The 21653-nt window shown below is 61.3% G+C and carries 16 protein-coding genes, 2 tRNA genes and 3 rRNA genes; all 21 read left to right on the top strand.

Going from position 1 to position 21653, the window contains the following annotated elements:
- Nucleotides 1-5: 5 nt before the first annotated feature.
- Nucleotides 6-671, top strand: coding sequence for a YfgM family protein (locus tag ACAV_RS07170; protein ID WP_013593912.1), 666 nt, complete (start codon nucleotides 6-8; stop codon nucleotides 669-671).
- Nucleotides 668-1825 carry an outer membrane protein assembly factor BamB gene (bamB, locus tag ACAV_RS07175; protein WP_013593913.1) on the top strand — a complete coding sequence of 386 codons (1158 nt, stop codon included), beginning with the start codon at nucleotides 668-670 and terminating at the stop codon, nucleotides 1823-1825. Before ACAV_RS07170 ends, bamB begins: the two co-directional genes overlap by 4 nt.
- A 31-nt stretch (nucleotides 1826-1856) precedes the next feature.
- Nucleotides 1857-3200, top strand: a complete 1344-nt coding sequence (gene der / locus ACAV_RS07180; RefSeq protein WP_013593914.1) for a ribosome biogenesis GTPase Der — start codon at nucleotides 1857-1859, stop codon at nucleotides 3198-3200.
- A 96-nt stretch (nucleotides 3201-3296) separates the two neighbouring features.
- Entirely contained in the window at nucleotides 3297-3548 is a 252-nt protein-coding gene (gene hfq / locus ACAV_RS07185) for an RNA chaperone Hfq (protein ID WP_011794570.1), read from the top strand.
- A 61-nt stretch (nucleotides 3549-3609) separates the two neighbouring features.
- Nucleotides 3610-4782, top strand: coding sequence for a GTPase HflX (hflX, locus tag ACAV_RS07190; RefSeq protein ID WP_041828631.1), 1173 nt, complete (start codon nucleotides 3610-3612; stop codon nucleotides 4780-4782).
- Nucleotides 4783-4839: 57 nt separating this feature from the next.
- Nucleotides 4840-6204, top strand: coding sequence for an FtsH protease activity modulator HflK (gene hflK / locus ACAV_RS07195; RefSeq protein WP_013593916.1), 1365 nt, complete (start codon nucleotides 4840-4842; stop codon nucleotides 6202-6204).
- Between the two features lie 18 nt (nucleotides 6205-6222).
- A complete protein-coding gene (hflC, locus tag ACAV_RS07200; protein WP_013593917.1) occupies nucleotides 6223-7122 on the top strand; it encodes a protease modulator HflC in 900 nt (299 codons plus the stop codon).
- Between the two features lie 178 nt (nucleotides 7123-7300).
- Nucleotides 7301-8455: an ATP phosphoribosyltransferase regulatory subunit gene (locus ACAV_RS07205; RefSeq protein WP_013593918.1), complete on the top strand. Its 1155-nt coding sequence runs from the start codon at nucleotides 7301-7303 to the stop codon at nucleotides 8453-8455.
- A gap of 27 nt (nucleotides 8456-8482) precedes the next feature.
- Nucleotides 8483-9862 carry an adenylosuccinate synthase gene (locus ACAV_RS07210; protein ID WP_013593919.1) on the top strand — a complete coding sequence of 460 codons (1380 nt, stop codon included), beginning with the start codon at nucleotides 8483-8485 and terminating at the stop codon, nucleotides 9860-9862.
- 57 nt (nucleotides 9863-9919) lie between these two features.
- Nucleotides 9920-10444: a phosphoribosyltransferase gene (locus ACAV_RS07215; protein WP_013593920.1), complete on the top strand. Its 525-nt coding sequence runs from the start codon at nucleotides 9920-9922 to the stop codon at nucleotides 10442-10444.
- A gap of 481 nt (nucleotides 10445-10925) precedes the next feature.
- Nucleotides 10926-12454 (top strand): 16S ribosomal RNA (locus ACAV_RS07220).
- 71 nt (nucleotides 12455-12525) lie between these two features.
- Nucleotides 12526-12602 (top strand) — tRNA-Ile (locus ACAV_RS07225).
- A gap of 31 nt (nucleotides 12603-12633) precedes the next feature.
- Nucleotides 12634-12709 (top strand) — tRNA-Ala (locus tag ACAV_RS07230).
- A gap of 361 nt (nucleotides 12710-13070) precedes the next feature.
- Nucleotides 13071-15948: ribosomal RNA gene (locus ACAV_RS07235) — 23S ribosomal RNA — on the top strand.
- A gap of 118 nt (nucleotides 15949-16066) precedes the next feature.
- Nucleotides 16067-16179: ribosomal RNA gene (rrf, locus tag ACAV_RS07240) — 5S ribosomal RNA — on the top strand.
- Together the 16S, 23S and 5S rRNA genes with 2 tRNA genes alongside form the textbook arrangement of a ribosomal RNA operon.
- Before the next feature lie 67 nt (nucleotides 16180-16246).
- Complete coding sequence (locus tag ACAV_RS07245) at nucleotides 16247-16993, top strand: pseudouridine synthase (protein ID WP_013593921.1); 747 nt, start codon at nucleotides 16247-16249, stop codon at nucleotides 16991-16993.
- A 65-nt stretch (nucleotides 16994-17058) separates the two neighbouring features.
- Nucleotides 17059-18045 (top strand): YncE family protein, encoded by a 987-nt coding sequence (locus ACAV_RS07250; protein WP_013593922.1) that lies wholly within the window; start codon nucleotides 17059-17061, stop codon nucleotides 18043-18045.
- Nucleotides 18032-18868, top strand: coding sequence for a polysaccharide deacetylase family protein (locus ACAV_RS07255; RefSeq protein WP_041828633.1), 837 nt, complete (start codon nucleotides 18032-18034; stop codon nucleotides 18866-18868). Before ACAV_RS07250 ends, ACAV_RS07255 begins: the two co-directional genes overlap by 14 nt.
- Nucleotides 18869-18907: 39 nt before the next feature.
- Nucleotides 18908-19894, top strand: coding sequence for a sterol desaturase family protein (locus tag ACAV_RS07260; RefSeq protein ID WP_013593924.1), 987 nt, complete (start codon nucleotides 18908-18910; stop codon nucleotides 19892-19894).
- 34 nt (nucleotides 19895-19928) lie between these two features.
- A complete protein-coding gene (locus ACAV_RS07265) occupies nucleotides 19929-20816 on the top strand; it encodes an EI24 domain-containing protein (RefSeq protein WP_013593925.1) in 888 nt (295 codons plus the stop codon).
- Between the two features lie 2 nt (nucleotides 20817-20818).
- The gene (locus ACAV_RS07270; protein ID WP_041829037.1) at nucleotides 20819-21640 is read left to right on the top strand and encodes a competence/damage-inducible protein A; all 822 of its coding nucleotides are present in this window, start codon (nucleotides 20819-20821) and stop codon (nucleotides 21638-21640) included.
- Nucleotides 21641-21653 lie beyond the last annotated feature (13 nt).

A 21653-nucleotide genomic window follows, 5' to 3' on the forward strand; every position in this document is an offset into this window, starting at 1 on the left:
TATTCATGGCAAAACACCTCGACCTCGAAGAACAAGAACAGATCGACCAGCTCAAGCATTTCTGGAATGCCTGGGGCACCCTCATCAGCGGGGTGATGGTCGTGATCTTTGGCGGTGTGGCCGCCTGGAACGGCTACCAGTACTGGCAGAACCGGCAGTCGGGGCAGGCCGCCGCGCTGTCGGATGCCGTACAAGTCGCGGTGCAGGGCGGTGACGCAGCCCGGGCCACGCAGGCCTTCGACGACCTCAAGTCCCGCTACGGCGGCACCGTCCAGGCCGCACAGGCGGGCCTGCTGGCTGCGAAAGCCATGGTGGACAGCGGCAACCCGGACGGGGCCAAGCCCATCCTGCAATGGCTGGCCGACAACGCATCCGACGAGGGCTACAAGGCCATCGCCTCGCTGCGGCTGGCGGGTCTGCTCATCGACCAGAAGGCCTATGACCAGGCCCTGGCGCGCCTTTCCGGCAAGTTCCCGCCCCAATTCGATCCGATGATCGCGGACCGCAAGGGCGATGTGCTGGCGCTGCAAGGCAAGAAGGCCGAGGCGATCGCCGAGTACCAGAAGGCATACAAGGGCCTCGAGGACGGGACCGAATACCGCCGCGTCGTCGAGGTGAAGCTGGGCAGCCTGGGCGTCCAGGCGCGTGCAGACGGAGAGGCCGCAAAGTGACACAGCAGCACAACTTCGAGCGCGGCGCCCGCCGCGCGGGCCTGGCCCTCCTCGTGGCCGCCGCCACGCTGGCGTCCGGCTGCTCTCTATGGGGCGGATCCTCCAAACCCAAGCCCGCCGAACTGGGGCCCGTGGTTCCCGTGATCGGCGTGCGGCAGGCGTGGACAACCAAGATCGGAGAGATCGGCCGCCTGCCTCTGTCCGTCCACGTCAACGGTACCCAGGTCACCGTCGCGTCCGCCGAAGGCACCGTCGCCGCCATCGATGCCCGCACCGGTGGGGACATCTGGCGCGCCACGGTCGGCGAGCCTCTGTCCGCGGGTGTGGGCAGCGACGGCAAATGGACCGCGGTCGTCACCAGCTCCAACCACCTGGTAGTCCTGTCCGGCGGCCGCGAACTGTGGCGCAAGCCGCTCGCGGCGCAGGTCTATACGGCGCCGCTGGTGGCCGGCAACCGCGTCTTCGTCCTGGCGGCGGACCGCTCGCTGTCCGCCTACGACGCGGCAGGCGGCGCCAAGCTCTGGAACCAGCAGCGTCCCGGGGAACCCCTGGTGCTGCGCCAGGATGGCCTCGTCACCGCTGTCGGCGACACCCTGGTCGCCGGGCTGTCGGGCCGGATGGTGGGGTTCAATCCCGACAACGGCACGGTGCGTTGGGAAGCCCCGCTGGCCAGCCCGCGCGGCACCAACGACGTCGAGCGGCTGGTGGAACTGCTCGGCCGCGTGAGCCGCGAAGGCGACAGCGTTTGCGCCCGGGCCTACCAGGCCACGGTGGGCTGCGTGGACACCTCCCGCGGCACGGTGGCATGGACCCATCCCGCCAGCGGCTCTGAAGGCATCCATGGCGACGCGACCATGCTGTTCGGCACCGAGAGCAATGGCACGGTGGTGGCCTGGAAGCGCGCCGACGGCGCCCAGGCCTGGTCGCTCGACAAACTGCGCTACCGCAAGCTGAGCGCGCCCCTGCTGCTGGGGCGTTCGGTGGTGGTGGGCGACGATTCCGGCCTCGTGCACCTGCTGTCCCGCGAGGACGGCTCCTTCCTGAACCGCCTCACGACCGACGGCTCGGGCGTGGCCGCCCCGCCCGTGGCCGCCGGAGACACGCTGGTGGTGGTCACCCGCAACGGCGGCATCTACGGTTTCCGTCCCGAATGACCGGTCCCATGCCAACGAGGAAAGTGTCCGGATGAAGCCAGTCATCGCCCTGGTGGGCCGCCCCAACGTGGGCAAGTCCACCCTGTTCAACCGGCTCACGAAATCGCGCGACGCCATCGTCGCCGATTTCGCGGGCCTCACGCGTGATCGGCACTACGGCAACGGCAAGCTGGGCAAGCACGAATACATCGTCATCGATACCGGAGGCTTCGAGCCCGATGCCTCGTCGGGCATCTACCGCGAGATGGCCAAGCAGACCCAGCAGGCCGTCGCGGAAGCGGACGTCGTCATCTTCGTCGTGGATGCACGCGCGGGCCTGTCGGCCCAGGACCACGACATCGCCAACTACCTGCGGCGCCTCGGCAAACCCTGCCTGCTCGTGGGCAACAAGGCCGAGGGCATGCGCGAGGGCGCGCAACTGGCCGAGTTCTACGAGCTGGGTCTGGGCGAGGTCCTGCCCGTCTCCGCAGCCCACGGGCAGGGTGTCCGCAGCCTGCTCGAGACGGCCCTTGAGACGCTGCAGCTCCCCGAGCCCGAGGACGAGCCGGAAGACGGCGAGGACAAGCCCATCCGCCTGGCCGTCGCCGGCCGGCCCAATGTGGGCAAGTCCACGCTCATCAACACCTGGCTCGGCGAGGAACGCCTCGTCGCCTTCGACATGCCCGGCACGACGCGGGACGCGATCTCCGTGCCCTTCGAGCGCAACGGGCAGCAGTTCGAGCTCATCGACACCGCAGGCTTGCGGCGCAAGGGCAAGGTGTTCGAGGCCATCGAGAAATTCTCGGTGGTCAAGACCCTGCAGGCCATCGAGTCCGCCAATGTCGTGCTGCTGCTGCTGGACGCCACCCAGGGGGTGACCGACCAGGACGCGCACATCGCCGGCTACATCCTCGAAAGCGGGCGTGCGGTGGTCCTCGCGGTGAACAAATGGGATGCCGTGGACGATTACGGCCGGCAGATGCTCGAGCGCTCCATCGAAACGCGCCTGTCGTTCCTGAAGTTCGCCTCGCTGCACTTCATCTCCGCGAAGAAGCGCCAGGGCCTGGGCCCGCTGTGGACGTCGATCGCGCAGGCGCACAAATCCGCCACGTGCAAGATGCCCACCCCGGTGCTGACCCGGCTGCTGCTGGAGGCGGTGCAGTTCCAGACCCCCAAGCGCTCGGGCATGTTCCGCCCCAAGATGCGGTACGCCCACCAGGGTGGCATGAACCCTCCCGTGATCGTGATCCACGGCAATTCGCTCGAGCACGTCACCGATGCCTACAAGCGTTTCCTCGAAGGACGGTTCCGCAAGGAATTCAACTTGGTGGGCACGCCCCTGCGCATCGAAATGAAGACTTCGCACAACCCGTTCGCAGACGACGGCGACTCGTAGGCGCACATCCCGTCAATGCCCTGACTTTGTTCGGGGCGACGGAAGGCTGTGGTAAGGTGCAGCTTTACAACAATATTCCTGAACACGGAGAATATCGTGAGCAACAAAGGTCAACTTCTTCAAGACCCCTTCCTGAACGCACTGCGCCGCGAGCACGTGCCTGTTTCCATCTACCTGGTCAACGGTATCAAGCTGCAGGGGCAGATCGAATCTTTCGACCAATATGTCGTGCTGCTGCGCAACACGGTCACCCAGATGGTCTACAAGCACGCCATCTCCACCATCGTTCCGGGGCGCGCCGTCAACTTCTCGACGGCCGAACCCGCGGATGCCGAATCCGGCAATTGACATTCCTGCGCCCGTGTAGGTACACCCTGGACAGGGCGCATGCCCCGTCCAGGCTGCTGTCTTGAGTTCTTCCTCATCCCCTGAACTGCAATCCACTCCCGTCATTCTGGTGGGGGTGGATTTCGGCCTTCCCCATTTCGACGCCGAGCTGGAAGAGCTGGGCCTGCTGGCGCAGACCGCGGGCCTCGCTCCCGTGGCCCGGCTGACCTGCAAGCGCAAGGCGCCCGATGCCGCGCTGTTCGTCGGCAGCGGCAAGGCCGATGAAATCCGCATGCTCGCGCAAATGCACGGCGCGGTGGAAGTGCTGTTCGACCAGGCCCTCAGCCCGGCCCAGCAGCGCAACCTCGAGAGACATCTCGAACTGCCGGTCACCGACCGCACCCTGCTCATCCTCGAGATCTTCGCGCAACGCGCGCGGAGCCACGAGGGCAAGCTCCAGGTCGAACTCGCCCGGCTGCAATACCTCAGCACCCGCCTCGTGCGCCGCTGGTCCCACCTGGAGCGCCAGCGCGGCGGCATCGGCGCGCGCGGCGGCCCCGGCGAAACCCAGATCGAGCTCGACCGCCGCATGATCGACGACGCGATCAAGCGCACCCGCGAGCGCCTGCAGAAGGTCAAGCGCCAGCGCGCCACCCAGCGGCGCCAGCGTGCCCGCCGGGATACCTTCAACATCTCCCTGGTCGGATACACCAACGCGGGCAAGTCCACGCTCTTCAACGCGCTCGTGAAGGCAAGGGCCTATGCGGCCGACCAGCTGTTCGCCACCCTGGACACGACCACCCGCCAGTTGTACCTGGCCGAACTGGGCGGCACCGTATCCCTGTCCGATACGGTGGGATTCATTCGCGACCTGCCCCACGGCCTCATCGACGCCTTCCAGGCCACCCTGCAGGAAGCCGTCGATGCCGACCTGCTCCTGCACGTCGTGGACGCGTCCAATCCCGATTTCCCCGAGCAGATCGCCGAGGTCGAGAAGGTGCTCGGCGAGATCGGCGCCGGCGAGATCCCCCAGGTCCTGGTCTTCAACAAGCTGGACGCCGTGCCCGCCGACCAGCAGCCGCTGGCCATGCAGGACACGTACGAGTGGGACGGGCGCCAGTTGCCGAAACTCTTCGTCAGTGCCCGCAACGGACAGGGGTTGCCTGAGCTGCGCAGCCAGTTGACCGCTGCGGCACTGGCCGCCCGCGAAAGCCCCATGACCCCAGGCGCCGATGCTGAATTTCCAGCGCCTTGAGGCCAGTTGGGCACAATGCCGCGAGACCCATCTTCTCGAAAACTAGAGATCTATCGCATGAATCATCCTTTCAGAGCCTGGCGTCCGGCATCGCTGCCCGGGCGGATCCGGGGCATGTTCAATCTGAATGATCCCCGCTGGGGCCGCGGCGATGACAAGGCTGATGGTGCGAACCGCCCGGATTCCGATCGTCCGAACCCGCCTCCCGGGGGTAACCGCGGCCGCGATCCCCAGGGCCAGCCGCCCGACCTGGATGAACTGTGGCGTGACCTCAACCGCAAGCTCGGAGGCCTCTTCGGCGGGCGCAACGGCGGCGGCCGTGGTCCCGGCAATGGATCGGGCGGTGGATTCCAGCCCGACATGAAGAACACCGGCGTGGGCGTCGGCCTGATCGCCGCGGTGGCCGTGCTGATCTGGCTGGGCTCCGGCTTCTTCATCGTCCAGGAAGGGCAGCAGGCCGTCATCACCCAGTTCGGCAAGTACAAGACCACGGTCAACGCCGGCTTCAATTGGCGCCTGCCGTACCCCATCCAGCGGCACGAACTGGTGTTCGTCACCCAAATCCGCTCCGCCGACGTCGGCCGTGACAGCATCATCAAGAGTACCGGCCTGCGCGAGTCCGCCATGCTCACCGAGGACGAGAACATCGTCGAGATCAAGTTCGCCGTCCAGTACCGCCTGAACGATGCCCGGGCCTGGCTGTTCGAAAGCCGCAACCCCGGTGAAGCCGTGATCCAGGTGGCCGAGACGGCCGTGCGCGAGATCGTCGGCAAGATGCGCATGGATACCGCACTGGCCGAGGAGCGCGACCAGATCGCCCCCCGCGTCCGCACCCTCATGCAGACCATCCTGGACCGCTACAAGATCGGCGTCGAAGTGGTCGGCATCAACCTGCAGCAGGGTGGCGTGCGCCCGCCCGAGCAGGTACAGGCCGCGTTCGACGACGTGCTGAAGGCCGGTCAGGAGCGCGAGCGCGCGAAGAACGAAGCCCAGGCCTATGCCAACGACGTGATTCCCCGTGCGGTCGGTTCCGCTTCCCGGCTCACCGAGGAAGCCGCTGCCTACAAGGCGCGGATCGTCGCCCAGGCGCAGGGCGATGCCCAGCGCTTCAGCTCCGTGCTCACCGAGTACCAGAAGGCGCCGCAGGTCACCCGTGACCGCATGTACCTCGAGGCCATGCAGCAGATCTACTCGAACGTCACCAAGGTGCTGGTGGATTCGCGCCAGGGTTCGAACCTGCTCTACCTCCCGCTGGACAAGATCATGCAGAACGTCTCGCAGGGCGGCGCTGCGGCGGCAACCGCCCCGGAAGCTCCTCCGGCATCGTCGTCGTCGTCCATACCTTCCAGTACCACCCAGGCATTTCCCATCGATCCCCGCGCGCGCGACACCAGCCGCACCCGGGACCGTGAAGCCCGCTAGCCCGAGGGAGAGACAGTCGTGAACAGAGTCGGATTCATCGTTTCCTCCCTGCTGGTGGTGCTCGCCCTGCTCAGCTCCACGTTGTTCGTCGTGGACCAGCGCCAGTTCGGCGTGGTGTACCAGTTGGGGCAGATCAAGGAAGTCATCACCGAGCCGGGCCTCAACTTCAAGCTGCCCCCGCCGTTCCAGAACGTGCGCTACATCGACAAGCGCCTGCTCACGCTGGACAGCACCGACACGGAGTCCATGCTGACCGCTGAAAAGCAGCGCGTGGTGATCGACTGGTACGTGCGCTGGCGCATCTCCGACCCTTCGGAGTACATCCGCAACGTCGGCCTCGACGAGAACGCCGGCGCCCTGCAGCTGAACCGGGTCGTCCGCAATGCCTTCCAGGAAGAGATCAACCGCCGCACGGTCAAGGAGCTGCTGTCCGCCAAGCGCGACGCGCTCATGTCGGACGTGAAGAAGGAAGTCCTGGAGGTCGTCAAGGGCAGCAAGCCCTGGGGCGTGGATGTCGTCGATGTCCGCATCACCCGCGTCGATTACGTCGAGGCCATTACCGAGTCGGTCTATCGCCGCATGGAAGCCGAGCGCAAGCGCGTGGCGAACGAACTCCGCTCCACCGGTGCCGCCGAAGGCGAGAAGATCCGCGCCGACGCCGACCGGCAGCGCGAGATCACCATCGCCAACGCGTACCGTGATGCCCAGAAGCTGAAGGGGGAGGGCGATGCCGAGGCAGCGCGCATCTATGCGGATGCGTTCGGTCGCGATGCCCAGTTCGCCCAGTTCTACCGGAGCCTCGAAGCCTACAAGTCGAGCTTCAGCAAGAAGAGCGATGTGGTGGTGGTCGATCCGTCGTCCTCCGAGTTCTTCAAGAACTTCCGCGGAAACGCGGCGTCTCCCGCTCCCCGCAACTGAGTCCATTCCGACCGGGAGGGCCGGCCGCTGCTGCCGGCGCCTCCAGCCGCCCGGGCTGACAAAAAAAGGGCGATTCCATCGCCCTGTCACGCCTGTGCCGCATTCCGCGCGTCCGCTGCGAGACGGCGCCACCGGCAGTGCCCGGTAGAATTGCATTTTTAACAGACACCCCCTTCCCATGTCCGCTTGGGTCCTGCCGGATCACATTGCCGATGTCCTGCCTTCGGAGGCCCGGCACATCGAAGAACTGCGTCGAGGGCTCATCGACACCGCCCGGGGCTATGGCTATGAACTGGTCATGCCCCCGATGTTGGAGCACCTGGAATCCCTGTTGTCCGGAACCGGGGAGGCGCTGGACCTACAGACGTTCAAGCTGGTGGACCAGTTGTCCGGCCGGTCCATCGGCCTGCGTGCCGACATGACCCAGCAGGTCGCGCGGATCGATGCCCACCTGCTGAACCGCTCCGGTGTGACGCGCCTTTGCTATTGCGGCCCCGTGCTGCATACCAGGCCGGACCGCCCCCGCGCGACCCGCGAACCCCTGCAATTCGGTGCGGAAATTTATGGCCACTCCGGCATGGAGGCCGACCTGGAATCCGTGTTGCTGGCACTTGATTGCCTGCATCTCGCAGGCGTCGAGGGCGTCAGCGTCGATCTGTCCGATGCCCGCATCGTCCGCACCCTGCTCGAACCGATTGCCGCTGATGCCGCCACGGTCCGGAGAATCTACGGAGCACTCGCAGCCAAGGATGCTTCCGAACTGTCGCAGGCTTCGGCCGGGCTGCCGCCCGATACCCGGCGTGCGTTGTCCGCGGTGCTGGAGCTCTATGGCGATGCCCGCGTCCTGGACGAGGCCCGGACCGCGCTCAGCGGCGTGGCCGGCGTCGATGAGGTGCTCTCCAACCTGAAATCCATCGCCGCCCACCTGGAAGGCCGCCCGGTGTCGTTCGACCTCGCCGACCTGCGCGGCTATTCCTATTACAGTGGCGCCCGCTTCACCATCTACGCCCGGAACGCGACGGATGCGGTGGTGCGGGGAGGACGCTACGACGAGGTGGGTGCAGCCTTCGGCAGGACCCGGCCTGCCGCGGGCTTCAGCCTCGATATCAAGCAACTGGTCGGCATCGTTCCCCCGCGGACGCTGAAGGCGGCGATCAAGGCCCCGTGGGCTGCCACGCCGGATGCCCACCGCTTCATTGCGCAGCTCCGCAGCGCGGGCGAAACCGTGGTCTGCGTATTGCCGGGCCATGAAAGCGAAGTGCAGGAATTCCAGTGCGACCGTGAACTGGTGCTCGAGCAGGGCCAGTGGGCGGTGCGGCCTCTTCCATATTGATGAACATTGAATCCAGGCAGGTTTGACATGCAAGCAGCGATCAAAGGGCGAAACGTCGTCGTGGTGGGCACCCAGTGGGGTGATGAAGGCAAGGGCAAGCTCGTGGACTGGCTCACCGAAAGCGCCCAGGGCGTGGTGCGATTCCAGGGCGGCCACAACGCAGGCCACACCCTCGTCATCAACGGCGTGAAGACCGCCCTGCATCTGATCCCCAGCGGCATCATGCGGCCCGGGGTCAAGTGCTACATCGGCAATGGCGTCGTCCTCTCGGCAGCCAAGCTGTTCGAAGAGATCGAAGGCCTGGAAAAGGCCGGAGTGGAAGTGCGTTCCCGCCTGCGCATCAGCGAGGCATGCCCGTTGATCCTGCCGTTCCACGCCGCACTGGATGTCGCCCGCGAAGCGGCGCGCGAAACCGGCGGCAGCGAGAAGATCGGCACGACCGGCCGTGGCATCGGCCCAGCCTATGAAGACAAGGTGGCCCGGCGTGCCCTCCGCGTCCAGGATCTCAAGCATCCCGAGCGCTTTGCCGCGAAGCTCAAGGAACTGCTGGCGCTCCACAACCATGTGCTGAAATCCTTCCTGCACTCCGAATCCTTCCAGTTCGGCAGTGCACTGCAGCCCTACCTGAAGGATGGCGAGGTGCAGTACGACGCGGTCTATCAGGAAGCGATGCGCCATGCCGAGCTGCTCAAGCCCATGATCGCCGACGTATCCCGCGAACTGAACGAAGTCCACAAGGAGGGTGCCAACCTTCTGTTCGAAGGTGCGCAAGGCACGCTGCTGGACGTGGACCATGGCACCTATCCCTATGTGACTTCCAGCAACTGCGTTGCCGGCAACGCGGCGGCAGGATCCGGCGTGGGGCCCGGCCTGCTGCACTACGTGCTGGGCATCACGAAAGCGTATTGCACCCGCGTGGGCGGCGGGCCGTTCCCGACCGAGCTGGAATGGGAAAAGCCGGGTACCCCGGGCTACCACATGAGCACCATCGGAGCCGAGAAGGGCGTGACCACCGGCCGCAGCCGCCGCTGCGGCTGGTTCGATGCCGCACTGCTCAAGAGAAGCGCCCAGGTGAATGGCCTGACCGGCCTGTGCATCACCAAGCTGGACGTGCTGGACGGTCTGGAAGCGCTCAAGCTCTGCGTTGGCTACGAACTCGATGGCGAGCGCATCGACATCCTGCCCATGGGGGCAGAGGAAATCGCCCGCTGCATCCCCGTGTATGAAACCCTGGCGGGCTGGAGCGATTCCACCGTCGGCGTCACCCAATACGACTCGCTTCCTGCCAATGCCCGCCGCTACCTGGAGCGCATTGCCGAAGTGACCGGTGTCCCCATCGCCATGATCTCCACCAGTCCCGACCGGGACCACACGATCATGATGCAGCATCCTTACGCCGCACAGTGAGCGCGGTTCGACGCGTTCACCCCTGTTTTATCCGCAAGAGCCCATCCGGAGCCCCCCATGTTGACTGAAGACGGCAAGCACCTTTACGTAAGCTACGACGAATACCACGGCCTGATCGAAAAGCTGGCCCTGAAGGTGCACCAGTCCGGATGGCAATTCGACACCATCCTGTGCCTGGCCCGTGGCGGCCTGCGACCGGGGGACATCCTGAGCCGCATCTTCGACAAGCCGCTGGCCATCATGTCCACCAGTTCCTACCGTGCAGAGGCCGGGACGGTGCAGGGGCATCTCGACATCGCCCGGTTCATCACCACGCCCAAGGGCGAAATTGCAGGCCGCGTTCTTCTCGTCGATGATCTGGCCGACTCGGGCCATACCCTGAACGCCGTCATCTCGCTCCTGAAGTCCAACTACGCTCCGATCACGGAGTTGCGCAGCGCGGTCATCTGGACGAAGGCGATGTCCACCTTCTCCCCGGACTACTCCGTGGAATTCCTGCCCACGAATCCATGGATCCATCAGCCGTTCGAGGGGTATGACCACCTCACTCCGGAAAAATTGATGGAAAAATGGACGCTGTGATCTAAAACCTGTGTACACTAGCGGGCTTCGCTACTGAGATTGCTGCGGTTCCTGAGGGGGTTGTGGTGATGGTAGGTGGTGAAGGCGGTAGAAGAGAAAAGTTTTGCTGAGAGTTGCGCTGGTGATAAAAACTGGTGTAGAATTCAAGGCTTCGCTGATCTGAGGTGCTGCAAGAGATTGTGGTGGTTGAGGTTGGCGGGTGGTTGGAAGTCGAAAGACAAATAACCACAAGGTTTGACAGGACTTTAAAAACTCTGTTAGAATTCAAGGCTTCGCTGATTACAGCGAGTTGAGAAGAAAAGAGAAATCTGATCTTCTGGTTCCTTAAAAATATACAGCCGATAAGCGTGGGCGTTTGATGGCGAGTGCCAAGTTCTTCGGAACTAGTGCTTAGCACTACAAACGCTCATGAGAATAGAAGTGAAGTTCACTTCAATTCCGTTTTTATGAGTGAAGTCGAAAGACTTTAAATTTCAAGATCGAACTGTAGAGTTTGATCCTGGCTCAGATTGAACGCTGGCGGCATGCCTTACACATGCAAGTCGAACGGTAACAGGTCTTCGGATGCTGACGAGTGGCGAACGGGTGAGTAATACATCGGAACGTGCCCGATCGTGGGGGATAACGAGGCGAAAGCTTTGCTAATACCGCATAAGATCTATGGATGAAAGCAGGGGACCGCAAGGCCTTGCGCGAACGGAGCGGCCGATGGCAGATTAGGTAGTTGGTGGGGTAAAGGCTTACCAAGCCTACGATCTGTAGCTGGTCTGAGAGGACGACCAGCCACACTGGGACTGAGACACGGCCCAGACTCCTACGGGAGGCAGCAGTGGGGAATTTTGGACAATGGGCGCAAGCCTGATCCAGCCATGCCGCGTGCAGGATGAAGGCCTTCGGGTTGTAAACTGCTTTTGTACGGAACGAAAAGCCTTCTTCTAATAAAGGGAGGTCATGACGGTACCGTAAGAATAAGCACCGGCTAACTACGTGCCAGCAGCCGCGGTAATACGTAGGGTGCAAGCGTTAATCGGAATTACTGGGCGTAAAGCGTGCGCAGGCGGTGATGTAAGACAGATGTGAAATCCCCGGGCTCAACCTGGGAACTGCATTTGTGACTGCATCGCTGGAGTACGGCAGAGGGGGATGGAATTCCGCGTGTAGCAGTGAAATGCGTAGATATGCGGAGGAACACCGATGGCGAAGGCAATCCCCTGGGCCTGTACTGACGCTCATGCACGAAAGCGTGGGGAGCAAACAGGATTAGATACCCTGGTAGTCCACGCCCTAAACGATGTCAACTGGTTGTTGGGTCTTCACTGACTCAGTAACGAAGCTAACGCGTGAAGTTGACCGCCTGGGGAGTACGGCCGCAAGGTTGAAACTCAAAGGAATTGACGGGGACCCGCACAAGCGGTGGATGATGTGGTTTAATTCGATGCAACGCGAAAAACCTTACCCACCTTTGACATGTACGGAATCCTTTAGAGATAGAGGAGTGCTCGAAAGAGAACCGTAACACAGGTGCTGCATGGCTGTCGTCAGCTCGTGTCGTGAGATGTTGGGTTAAGTCCCGCAACGAGCGCAACCCTTGCCATTAGTTGCTACGAAAGGGCACTCTAATGGGACTGCCGGTGACAAACCGGAGGAAGGTGGGGATGACGTCAAGTCCTCATGGCCCTTATAGGTGGGGCTACACACGTCATACAATGGCTGGTACAGAGGGTTGCCAACCCGCGAGGGGGAGCTAATCCCATAAAGCCAGTCGTAGTCCGGATCGCAGTCTGCAACTCGACTGCGTGAAGTCGGAATCGCTAGTAATCGCGGATCAGAATGTCGCGGTGAATACGTTCCCGGGTCTTGTACACACCGCCCGTCACACCATGGGAGCGGGTTCTGCCAGAAGTAGGTAGCCTAACCGTAAGGGGGGCGCTTACCACGGCAGGGTTCGTGACTGGGGTGAAGTCGTAACAAGGTAGCCGTATCGGAAGGTGCGGCTGGATCACCTCCTTTCTGGAAAACAGCATTCAATATTGAACGCCCACACTTATCGGTTGTTGGAAGAAGTCGGTGCTAACCGACATGGGTCTGTAGCTCAGCTGGTTAGAGCACCGTCTTGATAAGGCGGGGGTCGTTGGTTCGAGCCCAACTAGACCCACCAAATCTTCCGAACATAAGATGCGAGGATCAGTGGGGGATTAGCTCAGCTGGGAGAGCACCTGCTTTGCAAGCAGGGGGTCGTCGGTTCGATCCCGTCATCCTCCACCAACCAATATGTCCTGCGGTAGGGCAAAGAAACTAACACCAAAGCGGCTTCGCAAGAGGCCTCTTTGTTGTTGGTCCGGTATAGACCGGGTCAATCGGCTGTTCTTTAAAAATTCATAGAGTCGAATCAGCGTTGCCGGCGGAAAGCAGGAAACTGCACCGTGCCGTCGGCAACAAAAATTTGATTGCGTCAAAACGAATATTCAATTGAGCGAAAGCTGATTGAAGTTCAGTAATGACGAATTGTTCTCTAGGTAGCAATACCGAAGAAGAATTCACATTACGGCATAACGCGCGAGGTGAAAGACCTCGCAAGTCCTTGAAAGAAAGCGGAGATGTCTCGCAAGAGATGTCAAAGTTATAGGGTCAAGTGACTAAGAGCATGTGGTGGATGCCTTGGCGATGATAGGCGACGAAAGACGTGATAGCCTGCGATAAGCTTCGGGGAGCTGGCAAATAAGCTTTGATCCGGAGATTTCTGAATGGGGAAACCCACCTCGCAAGAGGTATCGCATGATGAATACATAGTCATGCGAGGCGAACCGGGTGAACTGAAACATCTCAGTAGCTCGAGGAAAAGACATCAACCGAGATTCCGAAAGTAGTGGCGAGCGAAATCGGAGGAGCCTTCTAGTGATAGCACGACTGTTAACAAAACGGAATGGAAAGTCCGGCCATAGTAGGTGATAGCCCTGTATGTGAAAACAGACGTGTGGTACTGAGCTAGAGAAAAGTAGGGCGGGGCACGAGAAACCCTGTCTGAATATGGGGGGACCATCCTCCAAGGCTAAATACTCATCATCGACCGATAGTGAACAAGTACCGTGAGGGAAAGGCGAAAAGAACCCCGGGAGGGGAGTGAAATAGATCCTGAAACCGCATGCTTACAAAAAGTAGGAGCCCGCAAGGGTGACTGCGTACCTTTTGTATAATGGGTCAGCGACTTACATTCAGTGGCAAGGTTAACCGAATAGGGAAGCCGTAGAGAAATCGAGTCCGAATAGGGCGTCCAGTCGCTGGGTGTAGACCCGAAACCAAGTGATCTATCCATGGCCAGGATGAAGGTGCCGTAACAGGTACTGGAGGTCCGAACCGACTAGTGTTGCAAAACTAGCGGATGAGCTGTGGATAGGGGTGAAAGGCTAAACAAACTTGGAAATAGCTGGTTCTCTCCGAAAACTATTTAGGTAGTGCCTCAAGTATTACCTTCGGGGGTAGAGCACTGTTTTGGCTAGGGGGTCATGGCGACTTACCAAACCAAGGCAAACTCCGAATACCGAAGAGTAGAGCTTGGGAGACAGAGCACCGGGTGCTAACGTCCGGACTCAAGAGGGAAACAACCCAGACCGCCAGCTAAGGTCCCTAAAATTGGCTAAGTGGGAAACGAAGTGGGAAGGCTAAAACAGTCAGGATGTTGGCTTAGAAGCAGCCATCATTTAAAGAAAGCGTAATAGCTCACTGATCGAGTCGTCCTGCGCGGAAGATGTAACGGGGCTAAGCCAGTTACCGAAGCTGCGGATGCACAGTTTACTGTGCGTGGTAGGAGAGCGTTCTGTAAGCCTGTGAAGGTGTCTGGTAACGGATGCTGGAGGTATCAGAAGTGCGAATGCTGACATGAGTAGCGTTAAAGGGGGTGAAAAGCCCCCTCGCCGTAAGCGCAAGGTTTTCTACGCAACGTTCATCGGCGTAGAGTGAGTCGGCCCCTAAGGCGAGGCAGAGATGCGTAGTTGATGGGAAACAGGTCAATATTCCTGTACCGATGTGTAGTGCGATGTGGGGACGGAGAAGGTTAGCTCAGCCAACTGTTGGATATGTTGGTTCAAGCCTGTAGTCGTGCCTGGTAGGCAAATCCGCCGGGCTTAGATGAGGGGTGATAACGAGTCTGCTTGCAGACGAAGTGAGTGATACCCTGCTTCCAGGAAAAGCCACTAAGCTTCAGCTACACACGACCGTACCGCAAACCGACACTGGTGCGCGAGATGAGTATTCTAAGGCGCTTGAGAGAACTCAGGAGAAGGAACTCGGCAAATTGATACCGTAACTTCGGGAGAAGGTATGCCGCAAGTAGGTGAACTTGTACAAAGGGAGCCCAAAGCGGTTGCAAAAAATCGGTGGCTGCGACTGTTTAATAAAAACACAGCACTCTGCAAACACGAAAGTGGACGTATAGGGTGTGACGCCTGCCCGGTGCTGGAAGATTAAATGATGGGGTGCAAGCTCTTGATTGAAGTCCCAGTAAACGGCGGCCGTAACTATAACGGTCCTAAGGTAGCGAAATTCCTTGTCGGGTAAGTTCCGACCTGCACGAATGGCGTAACGATGGCCACACTGTCTCCTCCTGAGACTCAGCGAAGTTGAAATGTTTGTGATGATGCAATCTCCCCGCGGAAAGACGGAAAGACCCCATGAACCTTTACTGTAGCTTTGTATTGGACTTTGAACGGATCTGTGTAGGATAGGTGGGAGGCTTTGAAGTGAGGACGCTAGTTCTCATGGAGCCAACGTTGAAATACCACCCTGGTGCGTTTGAGGTTCTAACCTAGGTCCCTTATCGGGATCGGGGACGGTGCATGGTAGGCAGTTTGACTGGGGCGGTCTCCTCCCAAAGCGTAACGGAGGAGTTCGAAGGTACGCTAGGTACGGTCGGACATCGTGCTAATAGTGCAATGGCATAAGCGTGCTTAACTGCGAGACTGACAAGTCGAGCAGATGCGAAAGCAGGACATAGTGATCCGGTGGTTCTGTATGGAAGGGCCATCGCTCAACGGATAAAAGGTACTCTGGGGATAACAGGCTGATACCGCCCAAGAGTTCATATCGACGGCGGTGTTTGGCACCTCGATGTCGGCTCATCTCATCCTGGGGCTGTAGCCGGTCCCAAGGGTATGGCTGTTCGCCATTTAAAGAGGTACGTGAGCTGGGTTTAAAACGTCGTGAGACAGTTTGGTCCCTATCTTCCGTGGGCGCTGCAGATTTGAGGAAGCCTGCTCCTAGTACGAGAGGACCGGAGTGGACACACCTCTGGTGTATCGGTTGTCACGCCAGTGGCATTGCCGAGTAGCTAAGTGTGGAAGAGATAACCGCTGAAAGCATCTAAGCGGGAAACTCGTTTCAAGATGAGATCTGCCGGGGCCTTGAGCCCCCTGAAGAGTCGTTCAAGACCAGGACGTTGATAGGCTGGGTGTGGAAGGCGTGCAAGCGCTTAAGCTAACCAGTACTAATTGCTCGTGCGGCTTGACCCTATAACTTTGACAACACCGTCAAGGTTGTTATGCCAAGTGACGCAATCAAACACACAAGCTGATTTGCTCTATGAATTCGCCGTCCAGCCCCACAAAGGCTCGACAGCAACCCTTTATGCCTGATGACCATAGCAAGTTGGTCCCACTCCTTCCCATCCCGAACAGGACAGTGAAACGACTTTGCGCCGATGATAGTGCGGGTTCCCGTGTGAAAGTAGGTCATCGTCAGGCTCCTACAGCCCAAGCCGCCCTCAGATCCTCATCGGTCTGAGGGCGTTTTGCTTTTTGGAGATCCAGATTGCAGTTGCAAGAAATTCTGTATTCCCAAGGGTTTGGCACCAGAAGGGTGTGCGCAGGCCTGATTCAGCACGGACATGTGCAACTGCGCAAGAAGAACGATACGGGTGATGCGTGGGTTTGCACGGATGCCAGTCTGGACATCGATCCTGAGGGGCTGACGTTCCATGTCCAGGGCAAGGTGTGGCAATGGCACGAGCGCGCCTACGTCATGATGAACAAGCCAGCGGCCGTGGAGTGCTCGCAGAAGCCGTCCACCTATCCGAGCGTCTATACCTTGTTGCCCGATCCTTTGCGGCAGCGGCCGGGGCCGGGAAAGATCCTCGGAGTGCAGACCATCGGCAGGCTGGACCAGGATACGACGGGACTGTTGTTGCTGAGCGATGACGGCAGTTTCATCCACCGCGTGAGCTCTCCGAAGAAACAAATACAAAAGACTTACAGAGTGCACGCCAAGTATGATCTTTCTCAACAGCAGAAGGATCAGCTGCTGAAAGGCGTCGTCTTGAACGATGATCCGAAGCCAGTGATCGCTGCGGACTGTGTACTGCAGGAGGGTTCGGTCTTCGACCTCACGGTCACGGAGGGCAAGTACCACCAGATCAAGCGGATGGTGGCTGCCGTGGGTAACCGTGTGGAGCAGCTGCACCGCATCCGCATCGGTGGCTTGCATCTGCCCGACGATCTGCAGGCCGGCGATTGGCGATGGCTCGGTGACGATGATGTCCGCAGGATTTTTGAAGGTTGAACTCCGGGCGTGGTACCTGGGCGTGCGGTGAAGACAGTGGCGATGGTAACGGGTTGGATATGAATATGCGCAAGTGCCCTCGGTGGCTTTTCTCGATTGTTTGTTCCGGCCTCCTCTGGACCGGTGCCGCGGTGGCCTCGACCACACCCCCTCCGGTGTTCGTGCTGAACTCTCTCGACGCCGATGTCAGCATCATCGACCCCGCCACGTGGCAGGAAGTGCGGAGGATTCCCACGGGCAAGGAGCCGCACCACATGTATCTCACGCCCGACGAGAAATCGCTCGTCGTGGCGAATGCGCTGGCCGACAGCCTGACCTTCATCGATCCGCGCACGGCACAGGTCCAGCGAACGGTAAGGAACATCGTCGATCCGTACCACCTCCGCTTCACGCCGGACATGAAGTGGCTGATCACTGCGGCGAACCGCCTGAACCATGTGGATTTCTATCGCTGGGACGGCAAGGACCTGACCCTGGTCCAGCGTGTGGCCACGGGGCGCACGCCGAGCCATCTCTGGGTGGACAGTGGCAGCCGCATGGTGTACTCGACCATGCAGGACAGTGATGAACTGGTGGCCATCGATATCGCCACGCAGAAGATCCGCTGGCGCACCAAGACGGGGCCCATGCCAGCGGACATCTATGGATCCGCGGATGACAAGTTCCTCTTCGTGGGGCTCACCGGCGGTGATGGCGTCGAGGTGTTCGATGTCTCGGGTGCCGAGCCCAAGCTGGTCCAGCGCATCAAGACCGGCAGCGGAGCGCATGCGTTCCGCGGGGCCGGCGACAAGCGCCATATCTTCGTCAGCAATCGCGTGGCCAACACCATCAGCAAGATCGACATGAACACCCAGAAGGTGGTGGATGTGTACCCCGCTCCCGGCGGGCCGGACTGCATGGATGTCTCCCCGGATGGACGGTGGATCTACGTCAGCGCCCGTTGGGCGAAGAAGATGCTGGTCATCGACACTGTGGAGCGCAAGGTGGTGCAGCGCATCAATGTAGGCAAGTCCCCGCACGGTGTGTGGACGCTGCAGCATGCGCCCCGGTAAGGCCTGGAGGCCGCGAGGAGCCCAAGTGCTGCGCGCAGGCTTCATCTGTACGTTGGCCGCGTCCCTGGTGCTGCCTGCCGGTGCGGCGCGAGCGGCATGTGACAAGCCGGTCTATCTGACGCTGGACACGGGCCACATGGGCGTTGCGCCCCTCATCGCCGATGTGTTGAAGCGCCAGCATGTGCTCGTGACTTTTTTTGCCGCCAATGAAAAGACCCAGGAAGGCGATGGCAGCCTGGGCAATTTCTGGGCGGGCTGGTGGAAGGCGCGCGCGGCCGAGGGCCATGCATTTGCATCCCATACCTACGACCATGTCTATTGGCGTGCGGATGCCGGGTCGGCGCAATCCCCGAGCTTCAGGGTGCGCCCATCGGCCGGGCCGCAGACGGGCAGGGAGTTCACTGTCACGGCACAGCAGTACTGCGAGGAGATCGCCCTGTCGGAAGCCCGCCTGAAGGAAATCACGGGCCAGGCGCCTTTGCCGTTGTTCCGGGCTCCCGGTGGCAAGACATCCGCTCGTCTGCTGCAAGCAGCGAAGCGCTGTGGCTATGCCCATGTGGGATGGTCTCCCGCGGGCTTCCTGGGCGATGAGCTCCCAAGCGAGCGCTACAGCAACGCGGCGCTGCTCCAGCAGGCGCTGGAACACATCCGGCCGGGCGACATCCTGCTGGCCCACCTGGGCATCTGGTCTCGCAAGGATCCGTGGGCTCCCGCAGTGCTCGAGCCTCTGATCGAGGGACTCAAGTCCCGCGGTTTCTGCTTCCGCACGCTCCGTGACCATCCGGAGTACCAAGGCTGGATTGCCGCTCATCCCGTGCGGTGACGGGAACCTGGGCGATCAGGGCGGATCGGAGCGAGGGCTATGGACGGGCTCAGTCAAGTATTCGATATGGCGCAGCAATGGCTGTTCGAGACCATCGTGCAGCCGGCGATGTTTTCGCTTGGAATGGCGAACCTGCTGGAGGACGGCTACGCGGCCACCGGCTGGTTGCTGGTGGGCATCCTGCAACTGGGCGTCATGCTGTGCCTCATAGCGCCTTTGCAGCGGTGGAGGCCCGTGGAGCCCGTGACCGACCGTGCGTCCATCCGCACCGATGTGCTCTACACGCTGATCCACCGGCTGGGGCTTTTCCGGCTCGCGCTGTTTTTCAGCGTGGATCCGCTGTGGGATTCGCTGTTCGGCACCCTGCGGGTCGAGGGCTTCAGCACCTTCCACCTGGATGAGGTGTGGCCTGGCGTCACCGATGTGCCCTGGGTCAGCCTGCTGATCTACCTCGTGGTTTTCGACTTCCTGAATTACTGGATCCATCGGGGGCAGCACCATTTCGAATGGTGGTGGAAGCTGCATGCGCTGCACCACTCGCAGAGGCAGATGACCATGTGGAGCGACAACCGCAACCACCTGCTGGACGACGTGCTGACGGATGCCATCGTCGTGATCGTGGCGCAGTTGATCGGGGTGCCGCCAGGACAGTTCGTCGCCATCGTGGCGGTGACCCAGTTGAGCGAGAACTTCCACCATGCCAATCTGCGGGTGTGGTTCGGGCGGTGGGGCGAACGCCTGTGGGTGAGTCCACGCTTCCATCGCCTGCACCATTCCATCGGCCTGGGCCATGAGGGGCCCGCCAGAAAAGGGGAACGGACGCCGGTACTGGGAGGGCACAATTTCGGTGTGCTTCTGCCCTGGTGGGACATGCTGTTCCGGACCGCCAACTTCGAACTCCGGTACGACCCCACCGGTATCCGTGACCAGGTCGAGGCAGACTCGGAAGGCCGCGTGCGCGACTATGGCAGAGGCTTCTGGCGGCAGCAGTGGCGTGGATTGATGAGGCTGGCCGGCAAGGACTGAAGGGGTTTCATCCTTCGGCGCTATGCTTGCAACCATGAGGCTGCTCATCGATTCGTTCTGGCGCGCCGTGGGGTACTGCCTGCTTCCCAGGGTGGTCGCCCTCTCGTTGCTGCCGCTGCTGGTGATCGCCCTGCTGACCGGGTTGTTCTGGTACCTGTGGTGGGACGGCGCCGTGGCTTCCATCAATGCCCTGCTTGCGGGTTCCGGTTGGCTGTCGTTCCTCTGGGGGTGGCTGCAGGCTTTCGGGGTGGAGGGGCCGGCGTTGCTGGCGCCCGTGCTGCTGGTGGTTTTGGTCACCCCCGCCATCGTCGTGCTGTCGGTGCTCGCGGTGGCGATACTGATGGCGCCCGCGCTGGTGTCCCTGGTAGCGCAGCGCCGGTTTCCGTCGCTCGAACGCCGGGGCAGCGCTTCTTTTCTGGCCAGCGCGGCCTGGTCGCTGGGCTCGACCGTGGCAGCGCTGGTGGCGCTGACCCTTTCCATTCCGCTGTGGTTCATTCCGCCGTTGGTGCTGGTGCTTCCGCCGCTGATCTGGGGGTGGCTGACCTACCGTGTGATGGCTTTCGATGCACTCGGAGAACATGCCGACAAGGCGGAGCGCGAGCTGATCATGCGGCAGTACCGGATGCAATTGCTCGGCATCGGCGTGGTCACGGGCTACCTGGGCGCCGCTCCCGGTATCGTCTGGGCCTCGAGTGTCGTGTTCGCTGCCGCTTTCGTGGTGCTGATCCCCGTGGCCGTCTGGATCTACACACTGGTTTTCGCCTTTTCTTCCCTGTGGTTCGCGCACTACTGCCTGGCCGCGCTGGACCAATTGCGGACCTCTGGCGCCAGTGGCCGGGTGGCAGCCGCTGCACCGGGTGTGCCGGGCAGCTCGCCGCTACCTGTCGTTTCTCCGACTTCCCCTCCTGGGCAACAGCCATGACCATGGTTCCATCGTTCGGTCTCATCATCGTCGGCGACGAGATCCTTTCCGGAAAGCGTGCCGACAAGCATCTGGCGAAAGCCATCGAATTGCTGGGGGCTCGCGGCATTCCGCTGGCCTATGCGGACTATGTCGGAGACGACCCCGCGCGCATAACCGCCACGCTGCGAAGGGCGTTCGGGTCCGGCGATGTCGTCTTCTCCTGCGGCGGCATCGGTGCCACGCCCGATGACCACACCCGCCAGTGTGCCGCGAGCGCGCTCGGCACGGAGCTGGAACTGCACCCCGAGGCTGCAGAGCTGATCCGTGAGAGGATGCGGGATGTCGCCCAGGAGCAGGGCGTGCCTTACGAGCCAGACCGTGCAGACAACGTGCATCGGCTGAACATGGGCGTGTTCCCCCGAGGCGCCCGGATCGTCCCCAACCCTTACAACAAGATTCCTGGCTTCTCGTGCGATGGTCAGGGGGGTGGTACGGTGCATTTCCTTCCGGGTTTTCCGGTGATGGCCTGGCCCATGATGGAGTGGGTGCTCGACGAGCACTGCCGGCAGTGGTTCAACCGCCGGCCGCAGACCGAACGGTCGGTGGTCGTGTACGGAGCCATGGAGGCCGCGCTCACGCCGCTGATGGAGAAAGTTGAGACGGGCCATGCCGGCGTGAAGGTGTTCAGCCTTCCCAGCGTGGACCATCCGGTCCATGGCCGGCACATCGAACTGGGGGTCAAGGGCGACTCGGCCCTGGTTCCGCCGGCGTGGAGTGATTTGCTCCAGGGACTGCACGATTTTGGTGCAAACATTGGCCCTGAATTGGTGCGCAGCACCTGACGCAAGGCCCTGG

This window comes from Paracidovorax avenae ATCC 19860 (genome assembly GCF_000176855.2).
GTDB lineage: Bacteria > Pseudomonadota > Gammaproteobacteria > Burkholderiales > Burkholderiaceae_C > Paracidovorax > Paracidovorax avenae.